The organism is Pseudomonas viridiflava, from assembly GCF_003702045.1.
Classification (GTDB): Bacteria; Pseudomonadota; Gammaproteobacteria; order Pseudomonadales; family Pseudomonadaceae; genus Aquipseudomonas; species Aquipseudomonas viridiflava_C.
This window is the reverse complement of sequence record NZ_RBTP01000066.1, coordinates 14,899-39,898: the sequence shown is the minus strand read 5'-3', so window position 1 is coordinate 39,898 and position 25,000 is coordinate 14,899. Positions and strand designations below refer to the sequence as shown.

The following is a 25,000-nucleotide window of genomic DNA, read 5'->3' as shown; positions in this document are numbered from 1 at the left end:
GGCTGCGTTTTTCCAGAGATACAGGGCCGTGGGAGCGAGCTTGCTCGCGAAAGGGCCTTTACCTGCACTCTAAACATCACATTTGAAATAGGGTCTTCGCGAGCAAGCTCGCTCCCACAGAACTATGTTTTATGCACTTTTCGGAAAGGGTGTTCGTTCAACCCTTGTCCGTGTCGATCAGCACCACTTCAATCATCTGATCACCCGCCGGCCTTTTCCACAGCACCTCATCGCCCAACTGCGCCCCCATTAAAGCCCGGCCCAGCGGCGAGCCCCAGTTGATCAAACCTTTGGCCGCATCGGCCTGATCCTCACCCACCAACTGAATGCGCTGCTGCTGGTCATTTTCGTCGGCAAATGTGACCCAGCTGCCAATCTGGACTTTCTCGGTCGAAAGGGCAGGCGTGACCACCTGTGCGCTTTGCAGGCGCTGATTGAAGTAGCGCAAGTCGCGCTCAAGGTCTGCCAGACGTTGCTTGTCGGCGTTATCGCCCTGGGCAGTCTGCGCGCTGTGCTGCGCCTGAAGATTGCTCACCTGTTGTTGCAGCAATACCAGACCGTGGGCGGTGACGTAATTGGGTTGTTCGCTGACCAGTCGCTCCACCGGCTGACTGGCGTCGGCGGCGGCATTGTCTTCGTTTACAAACGCGCGGCTCATGAAATGTCCTCCCTAATTGATATTGGGCTATCGGGAGGGGGGATTGGTTTCGTCGAACTGCCGATCAGGGTGAGCCGATCAGTTCGGACGGTAGGCTTTCGCAGCGCTACGAGTCTTTTCCCGCTCCCAGTCGCGATCACGATCGTTGAAGATCTGCCCCGGATCGAAGCGGCCGCGATTTTCCTGATAGGCCTGACACTGGCGAAAACCATCGCCCCAGCCTTCTGCGTAGATCTTGTCTTTGAGGTAGCGCGGCACGTCTTTCTTGAACTGCCCGGTGAACGCGCCTGCCGCCGCCTTGCCACTGCCACAGCCGTCCTGATAACCGTCGGCGAAGCCGGGCGGATAACCTTCAGCCAGCATTTGATCGTGGGCGGACTGACAACCCGCCAGCCCAATGGCCAGCGACAACAACACCCAATGCAGCTTCATGGTGGATTCCTCTACGTATGAGTAGAGTCTAGAAGCGAATATGTGAGTTATTTGTAAAAACGACGTAGGGGATGTGTGGTGGCAATGAGATATCTTGCACTTCTGGGCGGCATCCCCATGCGACGGGCGTGGAAGCGTCAGCGCTCACGCACCGCCGGGGAGCGTCTTTTGAGACGCTCCCCGGCGGTGCGCAAGAGCGTCACGCCTCAATAGTGATACCACTTCACCTCAAGCATCACTTCGTTCTGTGGCGAGCTCATCTGGCTGAATTCACGTTGTGCGCTCAGGCGCAGGCCTACGTTGCGGGACAGCTCCCACTGCTGGTTGAGGCTGACGCTGCGGCGCACTTCGCCATTGGTGAAGTAGTCGCCTTTGGCTTCCAGGCTCAGGTTGCCCAGCGGGTTGCGCCACAGCACGCCAGTATTGAAACCGGCGGCGGGTGAGATGAATTCCGAAAAGTCGTTGTTGTGCTCGACGCGCACGGTACCCAGCGCGAAGCCCAATACGCCTTCGCTCAGTTGCCAGGTGCCGCCCGCGCCGCCATTGACATGGCTGACCAGATTTTCATCGCCATGTTTGCCCAGCACGCGCTCAAGGCCTCCGGTCACTTGCCACGACCACGGCTTAAGCAGTTCGGTGCGCGGGGTCAGCGAGCGGATGGTGGCCAGGTCCAACTGCTGAACTTGCCAGTCGTTGCCTTCGTATTGGCGCACTTTGAGTTGCAGGATTTCGATCTGCGCACCGAGGGGGAAGCCATAAGCGTTGTCGTTCAGGTCGTGATACGCCATGCGCAGGCCGTATTCGCCAAAGGCCCTGTCACCGCGGGTGCCGACGCCCAATTGCCAGGTACGGGATTCATGACCATCTTCTGGCAGGCCGGGACGCTGGATATCCAGTTGCGGCGGCGGATTCTGGTTGATGGCCTGCAACAGTTCGAAGCTGCGTTGCGAGCGCGCGGCGTCACGTTCCAGTCCGTTGGCACGATAGCGTTCGAGGCGATAGGCCGCGTCCTGAATCAACGCACGGCGCTCCTTGGGCTGTGCCAGGTACTGGCTGTCTTGCAGTTGTTTCTGGTCAGCGCTGACCTTGAGCACCCACTGCTGTTCGTCCGCGTCCAGCGGCTCGGCGCGGCTCAGCAGCTCGCGTTCGCGGGAAGGGCGATAATCAATGCTCTCTACAAGCCCGGCCGCTTTGATCGCCTTGACCGTGTCCGTCGGAATGGCCGTCAGCCCGAACTGCTCGGTCAGGTGCAACCCGGGGCGCGCCACTTGCAACAGCTCCAGCAAACGGTACGAGCAGTTTTCGTCGAAGAAGAAATAGCTGAAGCGAATCTGTTTCAGTTCCCAGACATGCTCGACCATGCGCCCGGTTTCCTCGGGCGTCAGATTGAGCCGGTACTCCCACAAGTCACGGTTTTCCAGACTGCGGTATTCCGACAGCTTCTCCTGATAGGGCACCAGCGCGAACAGGCCGGGGTAGCCGCCCATCAAGCCTTTCCAGGCATACAGAATGCTGTTGTCCATGCCTTCGATGTACGCACCGAAGTTGATCGCGTAGCTCAGCAGCGTGGTGTTGTTGGCCTTCGCGCTCGCCGGGTCGATGCGCAGCAGTGTGTGGCCGAACATGGAGGATGGACTGTTGAGATAGGCCGCCGGGAAGATCAGCACGGTGCTGTCCGGGGCTACGTCTTTGTACCAGGCCTTGAATTCCTTGCAGTCCAGTACCGGCAGGTCGGTCAGTTTCAACTGATCACGCAGCCAGCGGGTCCTTGCAGGGTAAACGCATTGGGCATGCGTCTGTTCGTTGGTCACGGGGGCGTAGAGGGCGTCGAGCGTAGCGCTCAGTTCAGCCTTCGGGTCGTGCGCGCCGTCAGCCGCAAGAAAGAATTTGGGGTCGTCAACATAACTGCGCCAGCCGCCGAGCTTGCCTGCCTCGTAGTGGCCCAGTGAAATCCAGAACGGCTCGTTGGCCAGTTGCTGCAAACGGTCGGCAGCCACACGCGGCGCGGCAGACAAGGGGGCACAGACAAACAGCGCCAGCAAGGCAAGACGTTTGAGCATAGAGGGCAACTAGTCAGGGAGAGGAGTCCCGCCCCTCGCGAAGGGGGGCGGGCGAACGACTTTAAGCCTGGGTAGCGTACTTGGCCAGGGTTGGATCGTTTTTCAGAACGTTAACGGTGTTGGCGTGAACGTCTTCGGCAGTGGCGTCAGCCTTGCTGAAGATTTGCGAGAAGTGCTCGTGAGTGACGGAAGCGAAGCGCGCACGGTCTTCCGGTGCAACGCCCAGCACGACCGCGTAGGTGGTCAGTGCTTCACCTTGGCCCATTGCCATGTCTTTGGAGAGCTCATCCATCATGCCGTTCATGGCCAGCCAGGATTTGCCGCCATACGTCAGGGCGCTGTTGGTGGAGCAGCCGTTGGTGCCGGAGGTCATGCCGAATGTGGCGTTGCCCGAAGTACCGTTGGTAGTGGAAGCCAGGAAGTGAGCGGGAGTGCCGCGTTGACCTTCAAACAGCATGTTGCCCCAACCGCAATCCGGGCCGCCTGGCGCTTGAGCCATAGCGTTGATGGATACAGCGGCGAAGAGCGTTCCTAGAAGAATCCGTTTCATAGCTTTTTTCTCTTTATGGTCAGCCAAGGGTCGAGTTTCTTTAGTGTCACACCAAGCCGGAAGACTTTTTCGAGTCGTCCGCGCAAGTTTGAGTTTAGGCACGTTACAAGGGTTCCGTGAACTATTGCAGAATATTGCCCAAAACGGCATTTTTCATCTGCGCTGAAACGCCGTTCGAGGGAGTAAAAATCATCCAGACGTCTTTTGCCCCGAAAGCCTGCCTTGCAAGTCGTGTGCGGCGAGCGCCAGAATGCCGACATCTGCCCCGCATGATGTAAGGAACACTGATGCCCGATTCTGTCGCAGCCAACCTACGCCTGGCGCCTCACGCGCTGACCCGTCCGTTTTCCGCTGAACAGTTCAGCTTTTCGACCACCCATGAGCTGGAACCCTTTCGCGGTGTGCTCGGCCAGGAGCGAGCGGTAGAAGCTTTGCAGTTCGGGGTCGCGATGCCGCGTCCCGGTTACAACGTATTCGTCATGGGCGAGCCTGGCACCGGCCGTTTCTCGTTCGTGAAACGCTACCTCAAGGCCGAAGGCAAGCGGATGCAAACGCCATCGGACTGGGTTTACGTCAATAATTTCGACGAGCCTCGCGAGCCGCGGGCGCTGGAGTTGCCTCCGGGCAGCGCGCAGGCGTTCATCGCCGACATCGGTGGTTTGATCGATAATCTGCTGGTGACCTTTCCCGCTGTATTCGAACACCCGTCGTACCAGCAGAAGAAAAGCTCGATCGATCGCGCGTTCAATCAGCGCTACGACCGCGCCCTGGATGTGATCGAGCGTTTGTCGCTGGAAAAGGACATCGCGCTGTACCGCGACAGCAGCAACATCGCCTTCACGCCGATGGCGGACGGCAAAGCGCTGGACGAAGCCGAGTTCTCGCAACTGCCTGAGGCGGATCGGGACCGTTTTCACGAAGACATCTCGGCGCTGGAAGAGCGTCTGAACGAAGAGTTGGCGAGCCTGCCACAGTGGAAGCGCGAATCGAATAATCAGCTGCGTCAGTTGAACGAAGAAACCATCACCCTGACGTTGCAGCCGTTGCTGGCTCCGCTGTCGGAAAAGTACGCCGAAAACGCCGCCGTTTGCGCGTACCTGCAAGCGATGCAGGTGTATCTGCTCAAGACGCTGGTCGAGCAATTGGTCGATGACAGCAAGACCGATGCCCAGGCCCGCAAGCTGCTCGAAGAGCAATACAGCCCCAGCCTGGTGGTCGGTCACACCCATGATGGCGGCGCGCCGGTTGTGTTCGAGCCGCATCCAACCTACGACAACCTGTTTGGCCGTATTGAATACAGCACGGATCAGGGCGCGCTTTACACCACCTATCGCCAACTGCGCCCGGGTGCGCTGCACCGTGCCAATGGCGGCTTCCTGATTCTTGAAGCGGAAAAGATGCTTGGCGAGCCATTCGTGTGGGACGCACTCAAGCGTACCCTGCAATCGCGCAAGCTGAAGATGGAGTCGCCGCTTGGCGAGCTGGGTCGCGTGGCTACCGTGACGCTGACGCCGCAGGTCATTCCGTGGAACGTCAAAATCGTCATCATCGGTTCGCGTTCGCTGTACTACACGCTGCAAGACCTTGATCCGGACTTCCAGGAGATGTTCCGCGTGCTGGTCGACTTCGACGAAGAAATTCCGATGGTCGACGAAACCCTGGAGCAGTTCGCTCAGTTGCTGAAAACCCGAACGTCGGAGGAGGGCATGGCACCCCTGACAGCCGACGCCGTTGCGCGTCTGGCCACCTACAGTGCGCGCCTTGCCGAGCACCAGGGGCGGTTGTCGGCACGCATCGGCGATCTGTTCCAGCTGGTCAGCGAAGCGGATTTCATCCGGCAACTGGCCAGCGACGACAAGACCGACGCAGGTCACATCGAGCGTGCGCTCAAGGCCAAGGCCACGCGCACCGGACGGGTTTCTGCACGCATTCTCGATGACATGATGGCCGGCGTCATTCTGATCGACACCGAGGGGGCCGCCGTCGGCAAGTGCAACGGCCTCACCGTTCTGGAAGTGGGCGACTCCGCATTCGGGGTGCCGGCTCGCATCTCTGCGACGGTGTACCCGGGCGGCAGCGGCATCGTCGACATTGAGCGTGAAGTCAACCTCGGGCAGCCGATCCACTCCAAAGGCGTGATGATCCTGACCGGTTACCTGGGTAGCCGTTACGCGCAGGAATTCCCGCTGGCGATTTCCGCCAGTATCGCCCTGGAGCAGTCCTACGGTTATGTCGACGGCGACAGCGCTTCGTTGGGCGAGGTCTGCACGCTGATTTCGGCGCTGTCACGCACCCCGCTGAAGCAGTGCTTCGCGATCACCGGCTCCATCAACCAGTTTGGTGAAGTGCAGGCGGTCGGCGGGGTCAACGAGAAGATCGAAGGCTTCTTCCGTCTGTGCGAGGCACGTGGTCTGACGGGCGAGCAGGGCGCAATCATCCCGCACGCCAACGTGACCACGCTGATGCTTGATGAGCGTGTGGTACAGGCGGTGCGTGACGGCCAGTTCCATATCTATGCGGTGCGTCAGGCTGATGAAGCCTTGAGCCTGCTGGTGGGCGAGCCGGCCGGTGAGCCGGACGAGCACGGCGAATTCCCCGAAGGCAGTGTCAATGCCCGAGTGGTGGAGCGTCTTCGGGATATCGCGGAAATGCTCAGTGATGAAGACCTGAAGGAAGAACTCGAGAAGGAGCCTGCCCAGTTGCAGCCTGAACTCAAGGCGTAATGCTGCCGTGAGCGGCATCGGGTGACCTCAGGTAAGTCCGATGCCCGTTCATCAGGAATGGTTTCGTCAGCTAACCTTTCTTCTATGCTGTGAATTGACCGTGGTGGCCAAATGGACTGGCACCTCTTCCCGACGCACCCAGCGGACAAGGGAGGTTGATACCGCTGCTGACAAGGAGCTTGCGATGCCGCGCTGCCTTTGCCTCACCCGTCAATGCCTGGGTTTGATAACCCGTATCGAATGCGTCATCCGTCCTGTTTCCGGTGAGGAGGGCACGTGGATGCTGCTGTTCGCCGCAGGGATGTCTGGCGAACACCCTTCCGCCATTCGCTCTCAAGGGCCGTTCAACAGCCTGGACGCCGCGCAGTCCATGCTGGAAAACATTGCTGAAAGCCTGACGTCGAGCGGCTATCTGTTCGCTGAAGACGTGCCGATCTGGGTGTTGCACATGCAGGCCGAGTTGCGCCGTATCAGCAAGAGCAGACCTGGTTACAAACGTTCCTCTCCGTTCTAGTGAGCCTGCATTTCTGTGCGTTATTTTGTCGCACAGCTAGAGCCTTCCGTTCCCGCTGATATACTCGCGCGTCTTTTTCACCACACTTGCGAGTTTCAATGGAACGTTTCTTCGAAAATGCCATGTACGCATCGCGCTGGTTGCTGGCACCGATCTATTTCGGGTTGTCCCTTGGGTTGCTTGCGCTGTGCCTTAAGTTCTTTCAGGAAATCTTTCACGTCCTTCCCAATATCTTCAGCCTGGCCGAGGCCGACCTCATCCTGGTCCTGCTGTCGCTGATCGACATGGCGCTGGTGGGCGGTCTGCTGGTCATGGTGATGATCTCCGGCTACGAGAACTTCGTTTCGCAGCTGGATATCGACGAGGACAAGGAAAAGCTCAACTGGCTGGGCACGATGGATTCGTCGTCGCTGAAAATGAAAGTGGCGGCGTCTATCGTGGCGATCTCGTCCATTCACCTGCTGCGCGTGTTCATGGACGCGACCAACATCAAGCCTGAATACCTGATGTGGTACGTGATTATCCACATGACTTTTGTGATCTCGGCGTTCGCGATGGGCTACCTGGATAAGCTGACCAAACTGGACAAGCTCGATAAGGCATCCAAGCACTGAGATCGAGGATCTACGCCTTGCATTCGCCTGCCCCAAGCTTGACGTCGAGCCGGGGGCGGGCGTTTTCGTTTCTGGATTGTTGTTTCGGTGTGCTGTAAAAAGTCCCTTGCGATGCTTTCAGCAAACGACGAAAGAGGTTCGATCATGAATTATCAGGAATTTACCGACCACGCTCAGGCGGGACGGGTCAATGAGCTGAATCTGATCTCTATCGAGGGCGGCATCTATCTGCTGGAGGTGCTGATGGAAGGCAGCTCCGGGATGCTCAAGGACCCAGCGGGCAAGACCCTTCACCTGCGTTCGGTCGAGCACGCACGGGATCTGCTCAAAAACCTGCCGGTGGTGCCGTTCTATCTGGTCCATTGCGTGGTGCATGACGAACTCTGCGGTATGCCGGTCAATGACCGCTCCGAGATGCGCATGCCCATCTCGTTTCACTCATCCTGGTCCTGACACAACACCGCGCTTCGCCACGGTGGTAGGGCCTGTCAGGTCAACTGTGCTAGGCTGGCCGCCCTTTTGGTTCGGGGTGCAACCGAGCAGGTCATGAATGCCAGGCAGGGTTCATGTCCGCCGACAGCGCGCCCCTTTGCGGAGCAGTGTCATGTCCGAAGTCAATCTGTCCACCGACGAAACTCGCGTCAGCTACGGCATTGGCCGTCAGTTGGGCGACCAACTGCGCGACAACCCGCCACCGGGCGTCAACCTGGACGCCATCCTGGCGGGCCTGACCGATGCGTTCAACAGTCTGCCGAGCCGCGTAGGTCAGGAAGAAATGTCCGCCAGCTTCAAGGTCATCCGCGAAATCATGCAAGCCGAAGCGGCTGCCAAGGCTGAAAAAGCTGCGGGTGCCGGTCTGGCTTTCCTGGCTGAAAACGCCAAGCGCGAAGGCGTGACCACACTGGCCTCGGGTCTGCAGTTCGAAGTACTGACCGCAGGTACGGGTCCAAAGCCTACGCGTGAAAGTCAGGTTCGTACTCACTACCACGGCACGTTGATCGATGGCACCGTGTTCGATAGCTCGTACGATCGTGGCGAGCCTGCCGAATTCCCGGTCGGCGGCGTAATTGCCGGCTGGACCGAGGCGCTGCAACTGATGAACACCGGCAGCAAATGGCGTCTGTATGTGCCGAGCGAGCTGGCTTACGGCGAGCAAGGCGTCGGCAGCATCGCACCGCACAGCGTGCTGGTGTTTGATGTGGAACTGCTGGCTGTCCTGTAACGGTTTCAGGCGGTATGCAAGGTTGCTGAACGAGTCGACGCGATTCGTTCAGCAACGCAGTTGTGCTGATGCTTCATGTTCAGTGCAACTCGCCTATCGGGCGCAACGCCCGTGCATAGCAGAACAGAAACAAATTGCGCACCAACTCCTTGAGCACCACCGGCTCGCTGGAACTCAGGCTGTGCACATCCAGATCGCCTTGATCACGTAATTCCTCCAACGCATCTTCCTCAAGCACTGCGCACACTTCCCCGGTTTCGCGATGAAGAATTCTCAGGTACGGGTGTGGGCGGTCCAGCCATGCATCGATCAAATAAGTCATGTTCCATCTCCTGTATCGGTTTGATGAGAATAATTCTTATTGGGATAATAGCAAGGCTCTATTGAGATTAATTCTCATTTTGTGCCGGGCGGTTGATGTGGGTCAGTGAATTCGGATCATGGTCGTTCCCATGCGGAGCGTGAGGAACGAGCAGTATGGCGAATGATGACCGTGCCCATGCTTTGCGTGGGCAGGCAGCCTAGACGCTCTGCGTCTCATTGGATGGGGAACGTTGAGGTTTCGGTATGTGCGCCTGGAAGCGGAGCGTCAACGACCTGTTAAACAAAAAGCCCGTCACAAGGACGGGCTTTTGGGTAATGCCTGACGGAATCAGTGCGTGCGCGCTACAGCGAACTCGCTCAGTTCGATCAGCGCATCGCGGTATTCGCTGGGCGGCAGGGCGTTCAGGCAGGCAATGGCTTTGGCGGCGTAGTCACGGGCCAGCTGTGCGGTGTAATCCAGGGCGCCGGCGCTTTCGACGGCATTGCGGATGCTTTCCAGATCTTCCAGGCCGCCTTTCTGAATGGCCTGGCGAACCAGTGCCGCCTGCTCAGGCGTGCCTTCACGCATGGTGTAGATCAGCGGCAGCGTCGGCTTGCCTTCGGCGAGGTCGTCACCGACGTTCTTGCCCAGCGTCTCGGCATCGCCCCGGTAGTCCAGCAGGTCATCCACCAGCTGGAACGCAACGCCCAGATGGTCACCAAAGGTGCGCAGCGCTTCGGTCTGCTCGGCAGAGGCGCTACACAATGCGGCGGCACTGTGGGTCGAGGCTTCGAACAGCATGGCTGTCTTGCCGCGAATCACGTCCATGTAAATTTCTTCAGTGGTGCTGGCGTCTCGAACTTTGGACAATTGCAGCACTTCGCCTTCGGCAATCACGCGCGTAGCCTTGGACAGAATTCGCATCACGTCCATCGAGCCGAGTTCGACCATCATTTCGAAAGAGCGCGAATAAAGGAAGTCGCCGACCAGCACGCTGGGCGCATTGCCCCACAGCGCATTGGCAGTCGAGCGGCCACGACGCATGCCGGACATGTCGACGACATCGTCATGCAGCAGGGTAGCGGTGTGCAGGAATTCGATGGTGGCGGCCAGCAGGCGCACGTCGTCGCCTTCGCGACCCAGTGCCTTACCACACAGCAGCACCAGCAACGGACGCAGGCGCTTGCCACCGGCGGACGTGATGTAATCGCCGATTTTCGAGACCAGCGGTACGCGTGACGTCAGTTGCTTTTTGATGATAACGTCAACGGCACTAAAGTCGTCCGCCACCGCGCGGTAGAAGGCTTGGGGTTGCATCAGCGACACGTGCTCCGGAAAGGTTGCGCCGCATGCTAGGTCGCGGGGTAGAGCGTGTCAAGGTATGACGAGCGGCCTCTTGCAACCCGGGATTGCCTTGCGTACAATCGCGCACCCTAACTTTCCTGGGCAGCACCTGCCTTACGCAATTGCAAACGGGCCGTTCCAGCCCTATGCAGCCATGCCAGCCGATACTCTTCTTATAAAGAGCTGGGTGAGCAGGATTTTCGGAGAAATACCATGTACGCAGTAATTGTTACCGGTGGCAAGCAGTACAAAGTCGCCCCAGGTGAATACCTGAAAATTGAAAAGCTGGAAATCGCTACTGGCGAATCCGTCACTTTCGACCGCGTTCTGCTGGTTGGTAATGGCGACGACGTCAATATCGGTGCTCCGGTTGTTGCTGGCGCTACTGTCGTGGCAGAAGTGGTTTCGCAAGGTCGTCACGATAAGGTTCGCATCATCAAGTTCCGTCGTCGTAAGCACCACATGAAGCGCATGGGCCACCGCCAGTGGTACACCGAGATCAAAATCACAGGTATTCAGGCTTAATTCAGCCTAATCCTCATTTGGAGAATTGACTCATGGCACACAAAAAAGCTGGTGGTAGTACCCGTAACGGGCGCGACTCAGAAGCCAAACGCCTTGGCGTGAAGATGTATGGCGGCCAGGCTATCATTCCGGGCAACATCATCGTGCGTCAGCGCGGCACCCAATTCCACGCTGGCTACGGCGTTGGCATGGGTAAAGATCACACCCTGTTCGCGAAAGTGGAAGGCGTGATCAAGTTTCAAGTCAAGGGCGCCTTCGGTCGCCGCTACGTGAGCATCGTTCCGAAGACTGAAGTCTCCGCAGCGTAATCACGCAGTAGCTTAAAAGCCCTGTCTTGCGACGGGGCTTTTTCGTTTGTAGAGGTAGAGAGTCAGGTGAGTCTCTTGCAAAACTGTTTGTGCGGGCTGTTGTGATGTTGACCCCTGGGGTCGCTGGTTTCTGATCGGTATCGCAACGCTCATTTTTGCAAGAGTCTTATGTAATTTATGTGGTTCTGCTCGTCCCTGTGGCGGGAGGCGTGCGTTATGAAATTTGTAGATGAAGTATCCATTCGAGTAAAGGCCGGTGATGGCGGCAACGGTTGCATGAGCTTCCGTCGCGAAAAATTCATTGAAAACGGTGGCCCGAACGGCGGCGACGGTGGTGATGGTGGTTCGGTCTACATGATGGCCGATGTCAACCTGAACACGTTGGTCGACTATCGCTATACCCGTCACTTCGATGCCGAGCGCGGCTCCAATGGCGGCAGCACTGACTGCACCGGTCGCAAGGGTGAAGAGTTGGTGCTGCGCGTGCCTGTGGGCACCACGATCATCGACGCCACCACTCAGGAAATCATTGGTGACCTGACCAAAGACGGTCAGCGCATCATGGTTGCGCAGGGCGGCTGGCACGGTCTGGGCAATACGCGTTTCAAATCCAGTACCAACCGCGCACCGCGCCAGACCACGCCGGGCAAGCCTGGCGATCAGCGTGACCTGAAGCTGGAATTGAAAGTGCTGGCCGACGTCGGTCTGCTGGGCTTGCCGAATGCGGGTAAAAGTACCTTCATTCGCTCGGTGTCTGCTGCCAAGCCGAAAGTGGCTGACTATCCGTTCACCACGCTGGTGCCGAACCTGGGTGTGGTCAGCGTCGATCGCTGGAAGAGCTTCGTCGTGGCCGACATCCCTGGTCTGATCGAGGGTGCCTCCGATGGCGCTGGCCTGGGTATTCGCTTCCTGAAGCACCTGGCGCGTACTCGCTTGCTGTTGCACCTCGTCGACATGGCGCCGCTGGATGAAACCAGTGCAGCCGATTCGGCTGAAATCATCGTCAACGAGTTGGTGAAGTTCAGTCCTTCCCTGGCCGATCGTGATCGCTGGCTGGTGCTGAACAAGTGCGACCAGTTGCTTGAAGAAGAGCATGAAGCTCGCAAGCAGGAAATCGTTGACCGCCTGGAATGGACAGGCCCGGTCTATGTGATTTCTGCCATCGCCAAAGAAGGCACCGAGCAGCTTACGCGCGACATCATGCGTTATCTTGAGGAGCGCAGCCTGCGTATTGCCGAGGAGCCTGGTTACGCTGAAGAGCTGGCCGAGCTGGATCAGCGCATCGAAGACGAAGCGCGTGCTCAGTTGCAGGCGCTGGACGATCAGCGTGCGCTGCGTCGCAGTGGCGTCAAGAGCGTGCATGACATCGGCGATGATGACTGGGACGAGGAAGATGTGGACGACGAAGATGGTCCGGAAATCATTTACGTCCGTGACTGATCGCTTGAAGTAAACTTGAACGCCGCTACGTTGTTAGCGGCGTTTTCGTATCCCGAATTTGAAAACTCTCTGGCTAAGGTTGGAAGATGATGCGCAGCAAAGTGACGGGAGCCCAGCGCTGGGTTGTGAAGATCGGTAGTGCCTTGCTGACTGCGGATGGCAAGGGGCTGGATCGCGCGGCTATGGGCGTGTGGGTAGAGCAGATGGTGGCGCTGCATGAGGCAGGCGTCGAGCTGGTGCTGGTTTCTTCCGGAGCGGTGGCTGCCGGTATGAGTCGCCTCGGCTGGACTGTTCGGCCCAGTGCAATGCATGAGCTTCAGGCTGCGGCCGCCATCGGTCAGATGGGGCTGGTTCAGGCGTGGGAATCGAGCTTTGCCGAGCATGACCGGCACACTGCGCAGATCCTGCTCACTCATGACGACCTGTCAGATCGCAAGCGTTACCTGAATGCGCGCAGTACCTTGCGTACGCTCGTCGAGCTGGGTGTCGTGCCGGTCATCAATGAAAACGATACGGTGGTCACCGATGAAATTCGTTTCGGCGACAACGACACGCTCGCGGCGCTGGTAGCTAATCTGGTTGAGGCTGATCTGTTGGTCATTCTCACGGATCGCGACGGTATGTTCGATGCCGATCCGCGCAACAACCCTGATGCTCAGCTGATTTTCGAGGCGCGCGCAGATGATCCGGCGCTGGATGCGGTGGCGGGCAGTACTGGTGGGGCGCTGGGGCGTGGCGGGATGCAGACCAAGCTGCGTGCTGCGCGTCTGGCGGCGCGTTCCGGGGCGCACACCGTGATTGTCGGCGGTCGTATAGAGCGCGTCCTGGCGCGGCTCAAGAGTGGCGAGCGGCTGGGTACGCTGCTGTCGCCCGAGCGCGGCATGCTGGCGGCGCGCAAGCAGTGGCTGGCCGGTCATCTGCAGACTCGCGGCACGCTGGTACTGGACGATGGCGCGGTGTCTGCTTTGGCGCGCGATCACAAGAGTCTGTTGCCGGTGGGTGTCAAGTTGGTGCAAGGCAGCTTTCGGCGCGGCGAGATGGTCGTCTGTGTTGCGCAGGATGGGCGTGAGGTCGCGCGCGGCTTGAGCAACTACAGTGCGGTAGAGGCTCAGAAAATTATTGGTCAGTCGTCCGAGGCCATCGTTCGCGAGTTGGGCTATATGGCTGAGCCCGAATTGATTCATCGCGACAACCTGATTCTCGTCTGATTCAGGCCGCTAATAGAAGGAGCGCTCGATGCGTGTCATGAAAAGTGTATTGGCTGCTCTGCTATTCGTGCCGGTGCTGGTGTCGGCAGAAGAGATCGGTCAGGTGTCGACCGTGTTCAAGATGGTCGGGCCGAATGATCGAATCGTGGTTGAGGCGTTTGACGATCCGAAGGTCGATGGGGTGACTTGCTACCTGTCGCGCGCCAAGACGGGCGGAATCAAAGGTGGGTTGGGGTTGGCTGAGGACCGCGCCGAGGCGTCGATCGCGTGCCGCCAGGTGGGGCCGATCCATTTCAAGGAAAATCTCAAGGACGGAGACGAGGTCTTCAAAGAGCGTACGTCGCTGGTGTTCAAGACCATGCAGGTGGTGCGTTTCTTCGACAAGAAGCGTAACTCGCTGGTGTATCTGGTCTATAGCGATCGGATCATTGAGGGCAGTCCGCAGAACGCTGTGACGGCCATCCCGATCCTGCCGTGGTCACCCGCGCCAGCGCCTTGATTCTGGTAGGCTCCCGCAAGTTCGAGTTTCTTGCGCGCGGCACATGGGAGTGATCGTGCCTCGAATGTGGGAGTGAGCTTGCTCATGAAAAGGCCCTGCATCCGCTAGAGATTCAGTATTTTGTACTCAGTATTCGCGAGCAAGCTCGCTCCCACGGGATCGTTGTTTGCACGCGCCAGTGCCACGTTGAAGGTGTGGTGTTACCTGCAGGCAGGGGGTATTGACCAATATGACTCTGCTTTCTCGCAGGCAATAAAAAACCGACCCTAGGGTCGGTTTTTTAACAAGCAGATCGCTTAGGCTGCAGCAGCAAGGCTCAGGGCCTTGATGTGACCGTTCAGGCGGCCTTTATGGCGAGCAGCTTTGTTCTTGTGGATGATGCCTTTATCGGCCATACGGTCGATAACAGGTACAGCCAGAACATAGGCAGCTTGCGCTTTTTCAGCGTCTTTTGCGTCGATGGCTTTAACTACATTCTTGATGTAGGTACGAACCATGGAACGCAGGCTGGCGTTGTGGCTGCGACGCTTCTCAGCCTGTTTTGCACGTTTTTTGGCGGAAGGTGTGTTGGCCACCGTCGAGCTCCTCGAAAGACTTTGTGAAATAGCAAACAAAATAGGCCGCGAATCATGCCGATGAGTTGAAGTCTTGTCAAGGGCAGTTAAGGTGTTCCGCTGAGTGGTCGCTGCTTTTATCCGGATGATTTATTTCCGGCGTGCGACCTGTAAACTCGCGGCCTTTGGCTTCGGGCCTTTTTAGCGGCGCGAAGTATCGCATAAATGGACGGCTTAATCGCCCATCCTTTGCCAAGGCGTACAAGTCTTTCAATGAATCTACTCAAATCACTCGCCGCCGTCAGCTCTATCACAATGGTTTCCAGAGTTCTGGGCTTTGTGCGGGACACCATCATTGCGCGCACTTTCGGTGCCGGAATGGCGACCGATGCCTTCTTCATCGCCTTCAAGCTGCCCAATCTGCTGCGGCGCATCTTCGCCGAGGGGGCGTTTTCCCAGGCGTTCGTGCCGATTCTGGCCGAGTACAAGAGCCAGCAGGGCGAAGAAGCGACCCGTACGTTCGTGGCGTACGTCACCGGGCTGCTGACGCTGGTCCTGGCTCTGGTGACGCTGCTGGGCGTGATCTTCGCGCCCTGGGTGATCTGGGCCACGGCGCCTGGCTTTGTCGACACACCCGAAAAATTTGCGCTGACCTCTGACCTGCTGCGGGTGACGTTTCCTTATATATTGCTGATTTCGCTGTCGTCGCTAGCAGGGGCGATTCTTAATACGTGGAACCGTTTCTCGGTGCCAGCGTTCGTGCCGACCCTGCTCAACGTAAGCATGATCTTTTTCGCGCTGTTCCTGACCCCGTACTTCGATCCGCCGGTCATGGCGCTGGGCTGGGCGGTGCTGGCGGGAGGTCTTTTGCAGTTGCTGTATCAACTCCCGCACTTGAAAAAGATCGGCATGCTGGTGCTGCCGCGTCTGAATCTGCGTGATACAGGCGTCTGGCGTGTGATGAAGCAGATGCTGCCCGCGATCCTTGGCGTCTCCGTCAGTCAGATTTCTCTGATTATCAACACGATATTTGCCTCGTTCCTCGTCGCCGGTTCGGTGTCGTGGATGTACTATGCCGACCGCCTCATGGAGCTGCCGTCCGGCGTGCTGGGCGTTGCGTTGGGCACGATTCTGCTGCCGATCCTGTCGAAAACCTATGCACAGCGGGACCGTCAGGAATATTCGCGGATTCTCGACTGGGGGCTGCGTCTGTGCTTCGTGCTGGTGCTGCCTTGCACGCTGGCACTGGGTTTGCTGGCCGAACCGCTGACCGTTTCTCTGTTTCAATACGGTAAATTCGATGCGCTGGATGCCGCCATGACGCAGCGTGCGCTGGTTGCCTATTCGGTCGGTCTGCTGGGGATCATCCTGATCAAGGTGCTGGCTCCGGGGTTTTATGCACAGCAAAATATTCGTACCCCGGTGAAAATCGCGATCTTCACCCTCATAGTGACTCAACTGCTCAACCTGGCGTTTATCGTGCCGTTGCAGCACGCGGGTCTGGCGTTGGCGATCAGTGTCGGTGCGTGCATCAATGCCGGGCTGTTGTTCTGGCAACTGCGCAAGCAGGCGTTGTTTCAGCCGCAGCCGGGCTGGGTTAAGTTTCTGTTAAAGCTGGTGATCGCAGTGGCGGTGATGTCGGCCGTTCTGTTGGGGTTGATGCACTTCATGCCCGCATGGGATGAGGGGCAGATGTTCGAGCGATTCCTGCGCTTGGGCGCCTTGGTGGCAGCGGGAGTCGTGACCTATTTCGCGATGCTTCTGCTGTTGGGTTTCAGGCTTCGGGATTTTGCCCGCAAGGCGATCCTGTAAGCGGTATTTCAAAGGTGAGTTGTCGGGTTTGCAGGTGATGCGCCGACGGCTTTGATCGGGTCCTGGCGTGTTGCCTGTCGTCCGGGGCCGTGTGTGGTTATAATCGGCCACTTTATGAGCAAGAAGCGCGTTATGCAGCTGGTTAGAGGTCTTCACAACCTGCGTCCCGAGCATCGGGGCTGCGTCGCCACGATTGGCAATTTCGACGGTGTTCACCGCGGCCACCAGGCAATCCTGGCGCGTTTGCGTGAGCGGGCTGTCGAGTTGGGCGTGCCCAGCTGTGTGGTTATCTTCGAACCACAACCGCGCGAGTTCTTCGCGCCAGAGACGGCTCCGGCGCGTCTGGCCCGTCTGCGCGACAAACTTGAGCTGTTGAGCGCTGAAGGTGTGGATCGGGTCCTGTGCCTGTCTTTCAATCAGCGTTTGAGCAAACTCAGTGCTGCCAGCTTTGTCGAAACCGTGCTGATTGACGGTTTGGGCATCCAGCACCTTGAAGTGGGCGATGATTTTCGTTTCGGCTGTGACCGGGTCGGTGATTTCGACTTTCTGCAACAGGCCGGAACGACGTATGGATTTACGGTGGAAGCGGCACAGACCGTTGAAATCGATGGCCTTCGCGTCAGCAGTACCAAGGTGCGTAAAGCCCTGGCTGCCGCGGATTTTGCCTTGGCCGAGCGCATGCTCGGTCGCCCGTTCCAGATCACCGGACGGGTATTGCATGGCCAGAAGCTGGCGCGTCAGTTGGGTACGCCCACCGCCAACGTGCAACTCAAGCGTCGTCGTGTGCCGTTGAGCGGGGTGTACCTGGTCAGCGTGGACATCGATGGCAAGGCCTGGCCGGGTGTCGCCAACATCGGCGTGCGACCGAGTGTGGCGGGTGATGGCAGTGCCCACCTTGAGGTGCATCTTCTGGATTTTGCCGGCGACCTTTATGGCCGGCGTTTAACGGTGGCTTTCCACCACAAGCTGCGTGATGAGCAGCGTTTTGCCTCTCTGGAGGCGCTCAAGACGGCGATCAATGCGGACGTCGCCGCCGCCCGTGCCCATTGGCATGGTCAACCGCTAACCAAGAGCCTGAAATGACCGACTATAAAGCCACGCTAAACCTTCCGGACACCGCCTTCCCTATGAAGGCCGGCCTGCCCCAGCGCGAGCCGCAAACTCTGCAGCGCTGGGACAGCATTGGCCTGTACCAGAAGCTGCGCGAAATTGGCAAGGATCGTCCGAAGTTCGTCCTGCACGACGGCCCTCCGTACGCCAACGGCAATATTCACATCGGTCATGCCGTCAACAAGATTCTTAAGGACATGATCCTGCGGTCCAAGACCCTGGCGGGCTTCGATGCCCCGTATGTGCCGGGCTGGGACTGTCATGGCCTGCCGATCGAGCACAAGGTCGAAGTGACTCACGGCAAGAACCTGTCTGCGGACAAAACCCGCGAGTTGTGCCGCGCCTATGCGGCCGAGCAGATCGAAGGGCAGAAATCCGAGTTCATCCGTCTGGGCGTGCTGGGTGACTGGAGCAATCCGTATCTGACCATGAACTTCTCCAACGAGGCCGGAGAAATCCGCGCGTTGGCCGAAATGGTCAAGGGCGGTTTCGTCTTCAAGGGCCTGAAGCCGGTCAACTGGTGTTTCGATTGCGGTTCGGCGCTGGCCGAAGCTGAAGTCGAATATCAGGACAAGAAGTCCTCGACCATCGACGTTGCGTTCCCGATCGCCGACGAAGCGAAACTGGCCGCTGCATTTGGCCTGGCTTCGCTGGACAAGCCTGCTTCCATCGTCATCTGGACCACCACCCCGTGGACCATTCCGGCCAACCAGGCGCTGAACGTCCACCCGGAGTTCAACTACGCGCTGGTCGATGTCGGCGACAAACTGCTGGTGCTGGCCGAGGAACTGGTCGAGTCCTGCCTGGCTCGCTACAAGCTGGAAGGCTCGGTCATCGCGACCACCACTGGCCAGTCGCTGGAGCTGATCAACTTCCGTCATCCTTTCTATGATCGTCTGTCGCCGGTGTATCTGGCTGACTACGTCGAGCTGGGTGCCGGTACAGGCGTCGTTCACTGCTCACCTGCCTATGGCGTGGACGACTTCACTATCAGCAAGGCTTACGGCATCACCAACGACGACATCATCAGCCCGGTGCAGAGCAACGGCGTGTATGTCGAATCGCTGGAGTTCTTCGGTGGCCAGTTCATCTTCAAGGCCAACCAGAGCATCATCGACAAGCTGGCCGAAGTCGGCAGCCTGATGGACACCGAAACCATCAGCCACAGCTACATGCATTGCTGGCGTCACAAGTCGCCGCTGATCTACCGCGCCACTGCGCAGTGGTTCGTTGGCATGGACAAGCAGCCGGTCGTGGGCGACACACTGCGTGAGCGTGCGGTCAAAGCCATCGAAGACACCCAGTTCGTCCCGGCTTGGGGCCAGGCGCGTTTGCATTCGATGATCGCCAATCGTCCCGACTGGTGCATCTCGCGTCAGCGCAACTGGGGCGTGCCGATTCCGTTCTTCCTGCACAAGGAAAGTGGCGAGCTGCACCCACGTACCGTCGAGTTGATGGAAGAAGTGGCGCAGCGCGTCGAGAAAGAAGGCATCGAGGCCTGGTTCAAGCTCGACGCCAGCGAACTGCTGGGAGACGAGGCGGCCAAGTACGACAAGATCTCCGACACCCTGGACGTCTGGTTCGACTCCGGCACCACACACTGGCATGTGTTGCGCGGTTCGCACCCAATGGGCCACGAAAGCGGTCCTCGCGCCGACCTTTACCTGGAAGGCTCCGACCAGCATCGCGGCTGGTTCCATTCGTCGCTGCTGACCGGTTGCGCCATCGACAACCATGCGCCGTATCGCGAACTCCTGACCCACGGGTTCGTGGTTGACGAGAACGGCCGCAAGATGTCCAAGTCGCTGAAAAACGTGGTTGCGCCGCAGAAGGTCAACGATTCGCTGGGTGCCGACATCATGCGCCTGTGGGTCTCGGCGACTGACTATTCCGGCGAAATGGCAGTCTCTGACCAGATCCTGCAGCGCAGCGCCGATGCCTACCGGCGTATCCGCAACACGGCGCGCTTCCTGCTCTCCAACCTCTCGGGCTTCAACCCGGCGACCGATCTGTTACCGGCCGATGAAATGTTGGCGCTGGACCGCTGGGCGGTGGACCGTACGTTGCTGCTGCAACGCGAACTGCAAGAGCACTACAGCGAATACCGTTTCTGGAACGTGTACTCCAAGGTCCACAACTTCTGCGTGCAGGAGCTGGGTGGGTTCTACCTGGACATCATCAAGGATCGTCAGTACACGACTGCAGCCAACAGCACGGCGCGTCGCTCGTGCCAGACCGCTCTGTTCCACATCTCTGAAGCGCTGGTGCGCTGGATCGCGCCGATCCTGGCCTTTACCGCCGACGAGCTGTGGCAGTTCCTGCCGGGCGAGCGCAACGAATCCGTGATGCTCAACACCTGGTACGAAGGCCTGACCGAAATGCCGGCCAACTTCGAAATGGACCGTGCCTACTGGGAGCGGATCATGGCGGTGAAGACCTCAGTCAACAAGGAAATGGAAAACCTGCGCGCAGCCAAGGCCATTGGCGGCAACCTGCAGGCCGAAGTGACCTTGTACGCCGAAGACTCGCTGGTCGCTGATCTGTCGAAGCTGAGCAACGAGCTGCGCTTCGTGCTGATCACGTCCACGGCCAGTGTCGCGCCCCTGGCGTCGGCACCGGCTGACGCCGTGGTCACTGAAGTCGCCGGTCTGAAGCTGAAAGTGGTCAAGTCCGGTCACGCCAAGTGCGCCCGTTGCTGGCATCACCGTGAAGATGTCGGTGTGAACCCTGAGCATCCTGAAATCTGCGGTCGCTGCGTGGACAACATCAGCGGTGCGGGCGAGGTGCGTCACTATGCGTGATTCCGCTCCGGGCCGTTTCGGCCGTCTGAGCTGGTTGTGGTTGAGCGTGCTGGTCCTGGTCATCGACCAGGCCAGCAAGTTCTACTTCGAGAACCGCCTGGGCCTGTACGAACAGATTGTGGTGATTCCCGATTACTTCAGCTGGATGCTGGCCTACAACACCGGTGCGGCCTTCAGCTTCCTGGCCGACGGTGCTGGCTGGCAGCGCTGGTTATTCGCCCTGATCGCTGTCGTGGTCAGTGGCGTGCTGGTGGTCTGGCTCAAGCGCCTGGGGCGCGACGATACCTGGCTGGCCATCGCGCTGGCGCTGGTGCTGGGCGGTGCATTGGGTAACCTCTATGACCGCATCGTGCTGGGCCACGTGATCGACTTCATTCTGGTTCACTGGCAGAACCGTTGGCACTTCCCGGCCTTCAACGTGGCCGACAGTGGCATCACCGTTGGCGCGATCATGTTGGCGCTGGATATGTTCAAGAGCAAGAAAACCGGAGAGCCTGCCCATGACTGAACAGTCTTCGACCCAAGGCTCGTCCGACGAGCTGCGCATCGGCCAGAACACGCAGGTCACACTGCACTTCGCTCTGCGTCTGGAAAACGGCGACACCGTCGACAGCACCTTCGAAAAGGCACCGGCCACGTTCAAGGTCGGTGACGGCAATCTGCTGCCGGGCTTTGAAGCCGCCATTTTCGGCTTCAAGGCCGGCGACCGGAAGACCGTGCAGATTCTGCCGGAAAACGCCTTTGGTCAGCCCAACCCACAAAACGTGCAGATCATGCCACGCTCGCAGTTCGCGGGTATGGAACTGTCCGAAGGGTTGCTGGTGATCTTCAATGATGCGGCAAACACCGAGTTGCCCGGCGTGGTGAAAGCATTCGATGATGAGCAGGTCACCATCGACTTCAACCACCCGCTGGCAGGCAAGACACTGAGCTTTGAAGTGCAAATCTTTGAAGTGAAGGCGATTCTGGCGTCCTGATCCCGATATCGAGCCCGGCTGCGGTCGGGCTGCTTCGCACGTAACCATGAGGCACAGCATGCAAATCAAACTCGCCAACCCCCGCGGCTTTTGTGCCGGTGTGGATCGCGCGATCGAAATCGTCAATCGCGCTCTGGAAGTGTTTGGTCCGCCGATCTATGTGCGCCATGAAGTGGTTCATAACAAATTCGTCGTTGAAGACCTGCGCTCCCGTGGCGCGATCTTCGTCGAAGAGCTGGATCAAGTGCCCGACGACGTCATCGTCATCTTCAGTGCCCACGGCGTTTCCCAGGCGGTGCGCACTGAGGCGGCCGGGCGTGGGCTGAAGGTGTTCGATGCCACTTGTCCACTGGTCACCAAGGTCCACATCGAAGTGGCCCGCTACAGCCGAGATGGCCGCGAATGCATCCTGATTGGCCACGAAGGTCACCCGGAAGTCGAAGGCACGATGGGGCAGTACGATGCCACCAATGGCGGTGCGATCTATCTGGTCGAAGATGAAGCGGACGTTGCCAGCCTGCAGGTGCGCAATCCCGATTCGTTGGCGTTCGTGACCCAGACTACGTTATCGATGGACGACACCAGCCGGGTCATCGATGCATTGCGTCAGAAATTCCCGGCCATCGGCGGGCCTCGCAAGGATGACATCTGCTACGCCACGCAGAACCGTCAGGACGCGGTCAAGCAACTGGCTGACGAGTGCGATGTGGTATTGGTGGTGGGCAGCCCGAACAGCTCCAACTCCAATCGTCTGCGGGAACTGGCCGAGCGGATGTCCACGCCTGCTTACCTCATCGACGGTGCCGAAGACATGCAGCGCGGCTGGTTTGAGGGTGTCGAGCGCATCGGCATCACTGCCGGTGCTTCTGCTCCTGAAGTGCTGGTGCGCGGCGTGATCCAGCAACTGCAAGCCTGGGGTGCGACAGGCGCGGATGAGCTGGCCGGTCGCGAGGAGAACATCACGTTCTCCATGCCCAAGGAACTGCGGGTCAAATCGTTGCTCTGAATCGGCTCAGCCGCACAGCGGTGATTCGGTTTTCTGGTCTGCGATCCTGACCCTGCCGGTCGCAGCCACTATCACGCGATAGTGGCTGACCGGCTGATTTCTTACACAGACAAACAGTGTTCCGTTGGCTCTGTTCACCAGTCCGCCTAACCCATTGAATGTCAGGTGCCCGGCCAGTTTCCGGTTGCCGACGATTCTGGTGTTCGCCGTTCTGGCGCGCTCGATGAGCAACACGTCCTGATCGTCAGGGCCTTTGCCATCCGGGTCGAGAATGATCCTCCAGCCCTTGCTCCAGTCAGCTTCGATGGCGTGAACTGTCACAAATTGATTGTGTGTGATGGCGGCGACGCGTGCGGAGCGTATGCCGCTGGCCAGTTCCTGAGCGGCGACGAGCCTGCGGTTGCTATCAATGATTTGCGTGACAGAAGGTGTCGCAACGTTGGCAAGAATGGCTACCAGTGCAACCACGACTAACAATTCGATCAGCGTAAAACCTGACGGCTTCATTCGTTTTCCTTCCCTGGAAAGACTGTTTCAGATGCGTTCGGGCGTTCGTCATCGCAAAACAACCGTACGTCCCGCTATAGATTTTCCGACGGCATTGCTGCCTTATAGTCGTAACGTCTAGGAGACACTCAATGCGTCATATCGCCAAGGGATTCAGCCTCATCGAATTGTTAGTCACTGTGTCCCTGGTGGGCATCCTGGCAGCTATCGCGATCCCGAATTTCACCAGCACCTTGCAGGGCAACAAGGCCGATACCGAGCTCAATGATTTGCAGCGGGCCCTCAACTATGCGCGGCTTGAGGCGATAAACAGAGGAGTGACGGTAAGAATCGCGCCGACCACGGGAACGGCGTGGAATACCGAGTTGCAGGTGTATCAGGTTGCCGATGCGGGCACGGTCGCGGCCGACTCGACAAAAGTCCTGCGCAAGGTCGCGGCAATGAGCAGCGGCGGCACGCTGGTCGCGGCCAATGTCACTGCGTTGGATTTCAATAATCTGGGCGGGCTCATCGCGCCAGCCAATGCCGTGGCGATGACTTACACACGAGGCTCTATCATCCGAACCATGAATGTCTGCCTGACCGGCCGGATCGTCCTCGGTGGAAGCTGCTAATGCCCAACAAGCCACGACATCGCCAGAACGGCATGACCCTGATCGAGGTGCTGGTTTCGGTGCTGATCCTCGCCATCGGATTGCTGGGCGCGGCGGCTATTCAGCTCAACGCGCTGAAATACACCGACAGCGCAGCGATGAGCAGCCAGGCCAGCTTTATCGCCTACGACATGATGGACCGGATTCGCGCGAACGTAGACGGTAATGCCTTTGCAAACGGGACGACCAACGTCCTGGCCACTTATGCGTTGCCGAACCTGGGCTCCGCGCCAGTTGCGAACCCGAACATCGCCCGTGATCAGGACCTGGCCGACTTCAGTGCCAATATCACGGCTTTTGCAGGGGCCACCGGAACGGGAGTGATCACCGTTGCCAATGCGCCAGAAGTGACGATCACCATTGGCTGGAGTGATGCACGCGCAGCAGCGGCAAGCGACAAAGCGTCAGGATCTGCAACTACCCCCACACAGACCTTTGTTCTGACCTCACGCGTAGGGGTCAACCCATGAGGAGACTGAGCAGAGGTTTTGGCCTGATCGAAATCATGGTGGCTCTTGTCCTCGGACTTCTGGTCACGCTGGGCATCGTCCAGATATTCACCGCTTCCCGAGCCACTTATCAGAGCCAGAACGCGGCGGCCAGCATGCAGGAAGATGCCAGGTTCGTATTGAGCAAGCTGATGCAGGAAATCCGCATGGCGGGCACCTACGGTTGCTTGAGCTTTAACAACTACACGCCCACCTCACCGGCCATTGCCTGGCCTGCGGCGCTCGATAATCCCATCTTGTGGGATAGCACGAACAATACGCTCACCTTGGTGACCACCGATGTGGGTTTCACCGGCAGCGTGCCCACATGGACGATCACCTCGGACTGCAGGACCAACACACAACTGTATGCAGGCGCCAGAGCGCCGCTGGCAGGCGAAACGGCATTTCCGCTAAGGCAGTTGGTGTACACGCTCACCGGGACAGACCTGACGATACGTTACGGTACCGGAGGGGCAGTGCAGCCATTGCTGCAAAACGTTACCCGGTTCAGAGTGTTTTTCGGCATGGCAGGCAATCCCATGTCTTATACCTCGACCATCAATGTGGCCAATGCCGCAGACATCCGCAGTATTCGCATCGAGTTGACTCTGCAAGATCCGAACAACCGGGTCATGCAGCAGAGTTACAGCGTTGTCGCGCACGTGCGTAACCGCTTTTGAACGGGCCT

General features: G+C 58.7%; 27 protein-coding genes. 19 read left to right on the top strand and 8 right to left on the bottom strand.

The annotated features are described in order from the left end of the window. Positions 1 to 157: 157 nt before the first annotated feature. The 4 genes from ALP40_RS19875 to ALP40_RS19860 all read right to left on the bottom strand — a co-directional run bounded on the left by ALP40_RS19875 (position 158) and on the right by ALP40_RS19860 (position 3,700). Positions 158 to 658 (bottom strand): GreA/GreB family elongation factor, encoded by a 501-nt coding sequence (locus ALP40_RS19875; protein WP_122209899.1) that lies wholly within the window; start codon positions 656 to 658, stop codon positions 158 to 160. 78 nt (positions 659 to 736) lie between these two features. Beyond that, positions 737 to 1,090, bottom strand: coding sequence for a hypothetical protein (locus ALP40_RS19870; protein ID WP_122209898.1), 354 nt, complete (start codon positions 1,088 to 1,090; stop codon positions 737 to 739). Positions 1,091 to 1,296: 206 nt separating this feature from the next. Beyond that, the gene (locus tag ALP40_RS19865) at positions 1,297 to 3,150 is read right to left on the bottom strand and encodes a DUF4105 domain-containing protein (protein ID WP_122209897.1); all 1,854 of its coding nucleotides are present in this window, start codon (positions 3,148 to 3,150) and stop codon (positions 1,297 to 1,299) included. Between the two features lie 61 nt (positions 3,151 to 3,211). Continuing rightward, positions 3,212 to 3,700, bottom strand: a complete 489-nt coding sequence (locus ALP40_RS19860) for a DUF3015 domain-containing protein (protein WP_004884045.1) — start codon at positions 3,698 to 3,700, stop codon at positions 3,212 to 3,214. A gap of 287 nt (positions 3,701 to 3,987) precedes the next feature. Between ALP40_RS19860 and ALP40_RS19855 the strand changes: the two genes are divergently transcribed. The 5 genes from ALP40_RS19855 (at position 3,988) to ALP40_RS19835 (ending at position 8,773) form a co-directional block, all read left to right on the top strand. Next, positions 3,988 to 6,423 carry a Lon protease family protein gene (locus ALP40_RS19855; RefSeq protein ID WP_122209896.1) on the top strand — a complete coding sequence of 812 codons (2,436 nt, stop codon included), beginning with the start codon at positions 3,988 to 3,990 and terminating at the stop codon, positions 6,421 to 6,423. Between the two features lie 184 nt (positions 6,424 to 6,607). Continuing rightward, positions 6,608 to 6,937, top strand: a complete 330-nt coding sequence (locus tag ALP40_RS19850; protein WP_122209895.1) for a hypothetical protein — start codon at positions 6,608 to 6,610, stop codon at positions 6,935 to 6,937. A 98-nt stretch (positions 6,938 to 7,035) separates the two neighbouring features. After that, entirely contained in the window at positions 7,036 to 7,551 is a 516-nt protein-coding gene (locus tag ALP40_RS19845; RefSeq protein WP_122209894.1) for a TIGR00645 family protein, read from the top strand. Between the two features lie 144 nt (positions 7,552 to 7,695). Further along, the gene (locus tag ALP40_RS19840) at positions 7,696 to 8,004 is read left to right on the top strand and encodes a DUF6482 family protein (protein WP_122209893.1); all 309 of its coding nucleotides are present in this window, start codon (positions 7,696 to 7,698) and stop codon (positions 8,002 to 8,004) included. A gap of 151 nt (positions 8,005 to 8,155) precedes the next feature. After that, positions 8,156 to 8,773, top strand: coding sequence for an FKBP-type peptidyl-prolyl cis-trans isomerase (locus ALP40_RS19835; protein WP_122209892.1), 618 nt, complete (start codon positions 8,156 to 8,158; stop codon positions 8,771 to 8,773). A 79-nt stretch (positions 8,774 to 8,852) separates the two neighbouring features. On the opposite strand, the gene ALP40_RS19830 is transcribed toward ALP40_RS19835, so the two are convergent. Both ALP40_RS19830 and ALP40_RS19825 read right to left on the bottom strand, forming a co-directional pair. Then, the gene (locus ALP40_RS19830; RefSeq protein WP_122209891.1) at positions 8,853 to 9,095 is read right to left on the bottom strand and encodes a hypothetical protein; all 243 of its coding nucleotides are present in this window, start codon (positions 9,093 to 9,095) and stop codon (positions 8,853 to 8,855) included. 330 nt (positions 9,096 to 9,425) lie between these two features. Next, positions 9,426 to 10,394: a polyprenyl synthetase family protein gene (locus ALP40_RS19825; protein ID WP_122209890.1), complete on the bottom strand. Its 969-nt coding sequence runs from the start codon at positions 10,392 to 10,394 to the stop codon at positions 9,426 to 9,428. Positions 10,395 to 10,634: 240 nt separating this feature from the next. Here ALP40_RS19825 and rplU point away from each other — a divergent pair, with 240 nt between their 5' ends. The 5 genes from rplU (at position 10,635) to ALP40_RS19800 (ending at position 14,401) form a co-directional block, all read left to right on the top strand. After that, a complete protein-coding gene (rplU, locus tag ALP40_RS19820) occupies positions 10,635 to 10,946 on the top strand; it encodes a 50S ribosomal protein L21 (RefSeq protein WP_002551971.1) in 312 nt (103 codons plus the stop codon). A gap of 32 nt (positions 10,947 to 10,978) precedes the next feature. Next, positions 10,979 to 11,254: a 50S ribosomal protein L27 gene (rpmA, locus tag ALP40_RS19815; RefSeq protein ID WP_002551972.1), complete on the top strand. Its 276-nt coding sequence runs from the start codon at positions 10,979 to 10,981 to the stop codon at positions 11,252 to 11,254. A 216-nt stretch (positions 11,255 to 11,470) separates the two neighbouring features. Then, complete coding sequence (gene cgtA / locus ALP40_RS19810; RefSeq protein ID WP_004884053.1) at positions 11,471 to 12,694, top strand: Obg family GTPase CgtA; 1,224 nt, start codon at positions 11,471 to 11,473, stop codon at positions 12,692 to 12,694. An 89-nt stretch (positions 12,695 to 12,783) separates the two neighbouring features. Continuing rightward, a complete protein-coding gene (proB, locus tag ALP40_RS19805; protein ID WP_122210037.1) occupies positions 12,784 to 13,902 on the top strand; it encodes a glutamate 5-kinase in 1,119 nt (372 codons plus the stop codon). Positions 13,903 to 13,930: 28 nt separating this feature from the next. Continuing rightward, positions 13,931 to 14,401: a CreA family protein gene (locus tag ALP40_RS19800; RefSeq protein ID WP_122209889.1), complete on the top strand. Its 471-nt coding sequence runs from the start codon at positions 13,931 to 13,933 to the stop codon at positions 14,399 to 14,401. A 296-nt stretch (positions 14,402 to 14,697) separates the two neighbouring features. Here ALP40_RS19800 and rpsT read toward each other — a convergent pair whose 3' ends face one another. Then, positions 14,698 to 14,976 (bottom strand): 30S ribosomal protein S20, encoded by a 279-nt coding sequence (gene rpsT / locus ALP40_RS19795; RefSeq protein ID WP_003344603.1) that lies wholly within the window; start codon positions 14,974 to 14,976, stop codon positions 14,698 to 14,700. 252 nt (positions 14,977 to 15,228) lie between these two features. On the opposite strand from rpsT, the gene murJ reads away from it, so the two are divergent. The 6 genes from murJ to ispH all read left to right on the top strand — a co-directional run bounded on the left by murJ (position 15,229) and on the right by ispH (position 22,661). Beyond that, entirely contained in the window at positions 15,229 to 16,767 is a 1,539-nt protein-coding gene (gene murJ / locus ALP40_RS19790; protein WP_122209888.1) for a murein biosynthesis integral membrane protein MurJ, read from the top strand. A gap of 132 nt (positions 16,768 to 16,899) precedes the next feature. After that, the gene (ribF, locus tag ALP40_RS19785; protein ID WP_122209887.1) at positions 16,900 to 17,850 is read left to right on the top strand and encodes a bifunctional riboflavin kinase/FAD synthetase; all 951 of its coding nucleotides are present in this window, start codon (positions 16,900 to 16,902) and stop codon (positions 17,848 to 17,850) included. Beyond that, entirely contained in the window at positions 17,847 to 20,678 is a 2,832-nt protein-coding gene (ileS, locus tag ALP40_RS19780; protein ID WP_122209886.1) for an isoleucine--tRNA ligase, read from the top strand. The genes ribF and ileS overlap by 4 nt, the downstream gene beginning before the upstream one ends. Beyond that, positions 20,671 to 21,186 carry a signal peptidase II gene (lspA, locus tag ALP40_RS19775; RefSeq protein ID WP_083181190.1) on the top strand — a complete coding sequence of 172 codons (516 nt, stop codon included), beginning with the start codon at positions 20,671 to 20,673 and terminating at the stop codon, positions 21,184 to 21,186. Before ileS ends, lspA begins: the two co-directional genes overlap by 8 nt. Further along, complete coding sequence (locus ALP40_RS19770; protein WP_122209885.1) at positions 21,179 to 21,655, top strand: peptidylprolyl isomerase; 477 nt, start codon at positions 21,179 to 21,181, stop codon at positions 21,653 to 21,655. Before lspA ends, ALP40_RS19770 begins: the two co-directional genes overlap by 8 nt. Positions 21,656 to 21,713: 58 nt before the next feature. Continuing rightward, positions 21,714 to 22,661, top strand: coding sequence for a 4-hydroxy-3-methylbut-2-enyl diphosphate reductase (gene ispH, locus ALP40_RS19765; RefSeq protein ID WP_122209884.1), 948 nt, complete (start codon positions 21,714 to 21,716; stop codon positions 22,659 to 22,661). A 6-nt stretch (positions 22,662 to 22,667) separates the two neighbouring features. Here ispH and ALP40_RS19760 read toward each other — a convergent pair whose 3' ends face one another. Next, complete coding sequence (locus tag ALP40_RS19760; protein ID WP_122209883.1) at positions 22,668 to 23,168, bottom strand: GspH/FimT family pseudopilin; 501 nt, start codon at positions 23,166 to 23,168, stop codon at positions 22,668 to 22,670. A 131-nt stretch (positions 23,169 to 23,299) separates the two neighbouring features. On the opposite strand from ALP40_RS19760, the gene ALP40_RS19755 reads away from it, so the two are divergent. The 3 genes from ALP40_RS19755 to ALP40_RS19745 are packed head-to-tail and all read left to right on the top strand — an operon-like array spanning position 23,300 to position 24,992. After that, positions 23,300 to 23,782, top strand: coding sequence for a GspH/FimT family pseudopilin (locus tag ALP40_RS19755; protein ID WP_122209882.1), 483 nt, complete (start codon positions 23,300 to 23,302; stop codon positions 23,780 to 23,782). Beyond that, a complete protein-coding gene (gene pilV / locus ALP40_RS19750; protein ID WP_122209881.1) occupies positions 23,782 to 24,291 on the top strand; it encodes a type IV pilus modification protein PilV in 510 nt (169 codons plus the stop codon). Before ALP40_RS19755 ends, pilV begins: the two co-directional genes overlap by 1 nt. Next, positions 24,288 to 24,992 carry a PilW family protein gene (locus ALP40_RS19745; RefSeq protein WP_122209880.1) on the top strand — a complete coding sequence of 235 codons (705 nt, stop codon included), beginning with the start codon at positions 24,288 to 24,290 and terminating at the stop codon, positions 24,990 to 24,992. Before pilV ends, ALP40_RS19745 begins: the two co-directional genes overlap by 4 nt. Positions 24,993 to 25,000 lie beyond the last annotated feature (8 nt).

Excerpts from the sequence above, each read along its gene's own strand:
- cgtA (WP_004884053.1), top strand. The coding sequence starts at position 11,471 with ATGAAATTTGTAGATGAAGTATCCATTCGAGTAAAGGCCGGTGATGGC.
- ALP40_RS19875 (WP_122209899.1), bottom strand. The coding sequence starts at position 658 with ATGAGCCGCGCGTTTGTAAACGAAGACAATGCCGCCGCCGACGCCAGT.
- pilV (WP_122209881.1), top strand. The coding sequence starts at position 23,782 with ATGCCCAACAAGCCACGACATCGCCAGAACGGCATGACCCTGATCGAG.
- ALP40_RS19855 (WP_122209896.1), top strand. The coding sequence starts at position 3,988 with ATGCCCGATTCTGTCGCAGCCAACCTACGCCTGGCGCCTCACGCGCTG.
- ALP40_RS19860 (WP_004884045.1), bottom strand. The coding sequence starts at position 3,700 with ATGAAACGGATTCTTCTAGGAACGCTCTTCGCCGCTGTATCCATCAAC.
- ispH (WP_122209884.1), top strand. The coding sequence starts at position 21,714 with ATGCAAATCAAACTCGCCAACCCCCGCGGCTTTTGTGCCGGTGTGGAT.
- ALP40_RS19770 (WP_122209885.1), top strand. The coding sequence starts at position 21,179 with ATGACTGAACAGTCTTCGACCCAAGGCTCGTCCGACGAGCTGCGCATC.
- ALP40_RS19840 (WP_122209893.1), top strand. The coding sequence starts at position 7,696 with ATGAATTATCAGGAATTTACCGACCACGCTCAGGCGGGACGGGTCAAT.
- ribF (WP_122209887.1), top strand. The coding sequence starts at position 16,900 with ATGCAGCTGGTTAGAGGTCTTCACAACCTGCGTCCCGAGCATCGGGGC.
- ALP40_RS19830 (WP_122209891.1), bottom strand. The coding sequence starts at position 9,095 with ATGACTTATTTGATCGATGCATGGCTGGACCGCCCACACCCGTACCTG.
- rplU (WP_002551971.1), top strand. The coding sequence starts at position 10,635 with ATGTACGCAGTAATTGTTACCGGTGGCAAGCAGTACAAAGTCGCCCCA.
- ileS (WP_122209886.1), top strand. The coding sequence starts at position 17,847 with ATGACCGACTATAAAGCCACGCTAAACCTTCCGGACACCGCCTTCCCT.
- ALP40_RS19845 (WP_122209894.1), top strand. The coding sequence starts at position 7,036 with ATGGAACGTTTCTTCGAAAATGCCATGTACGCATCGCGCTGGTTGCTG.
- proB (WP_122210037.1), top strand. The coding sequence starts at position 12,784 with ATGCGCAGCAAAGTGACGGGAGCCCAGCGCTGGGTTGTGAAGATCGGT.
- ALP40_RS19755 (WP_122209882.1), top strand. The coding sequence starts at position 23,300 with ATGCGTCATATCGCCAAGGGATTCAGCCTCATCGAATTGTTAGTCACT.
- ALP40_RS19835 (WP_122209892.1), top strand. The coding sequence starts at position 8,156 with ATGTCCGAAGTCAATCTGTCCACCGACGAAACTCGCGTCAGCTACGGC.
- ALP40_RS19760 (WP_122209883.1), bottom strand. The coding sequence starts at position 23,168 with ATGAAGCCGTCAGGTTTTACGCTGATCGAATTGTTAGTCGTGGTTGCA.
- lspA (WP_083181190.1), top strand. The coding sequence starts at position 20,671 with ATGCGTGATTCCGCTCCGGGCCGTTTCGGCCGTCTGAGCTGGTTGTGG.
- murJ (WP_122209888.1), top strand. The coding sequence starts at position 15,229 with ATGAATCTACTCAAATCACTCGCCGCCGTCAGCTCTATCACAATGGTT.
- ALP40_RS19800 (WP_122209889.1), top strand. The coding sequence starts at position 13,931 with ATGCGTGTCATGAAAAGTGTATTGGCTGCTCTGCTATTCGTGCCGGTG.
- ALP40_RS19850 (WP_122209895.1), top strand. The coding sequence starts at position 6,608 with ATGCCGCGCTGCCTTTGCCTCACCCGTCAATGCCTGGGTTTGATAACC.
- rpmA (WP_002551972.1), top strand. The coding sequence starts at position 10,979 with ATGGCACACAAAAAAGCTGGTGGTAGTACCCGTAACGGGCGCGACTCA.
- ALP40_RS19870 (WP_122209898.1), bottom strand. The coding sequence starts at position 1,090 with ATGAAGCTGCATTGGGTGTTGTTGTCGCTGGCCATTGGGCTGGCGGGT.
- ALP40_RS19745 (WP_122209880.1), top strand. The coding sequence starts at position 24,288 with ATGAGGAGACTGAGCAGAGGTTTTGGCCTGATCGAAATCATGGTGGCT.
- ALP40_RS19865 (WP_122209897.1), bottom strand. The coding sequence starts at position 3,150 with ATGCTCAAACGTCTTGCCTTGCTGGCGCTGTTTGTCTGTGCCCCCTTG.
- ALP40_RS19825 (WP_122209890.1), bottom strand. The coding sequence starts at position 10,394 with ATGCAACCCCAAGCCTTCTACCGCGCGGTGGCGGACGACTTTAGTGCC.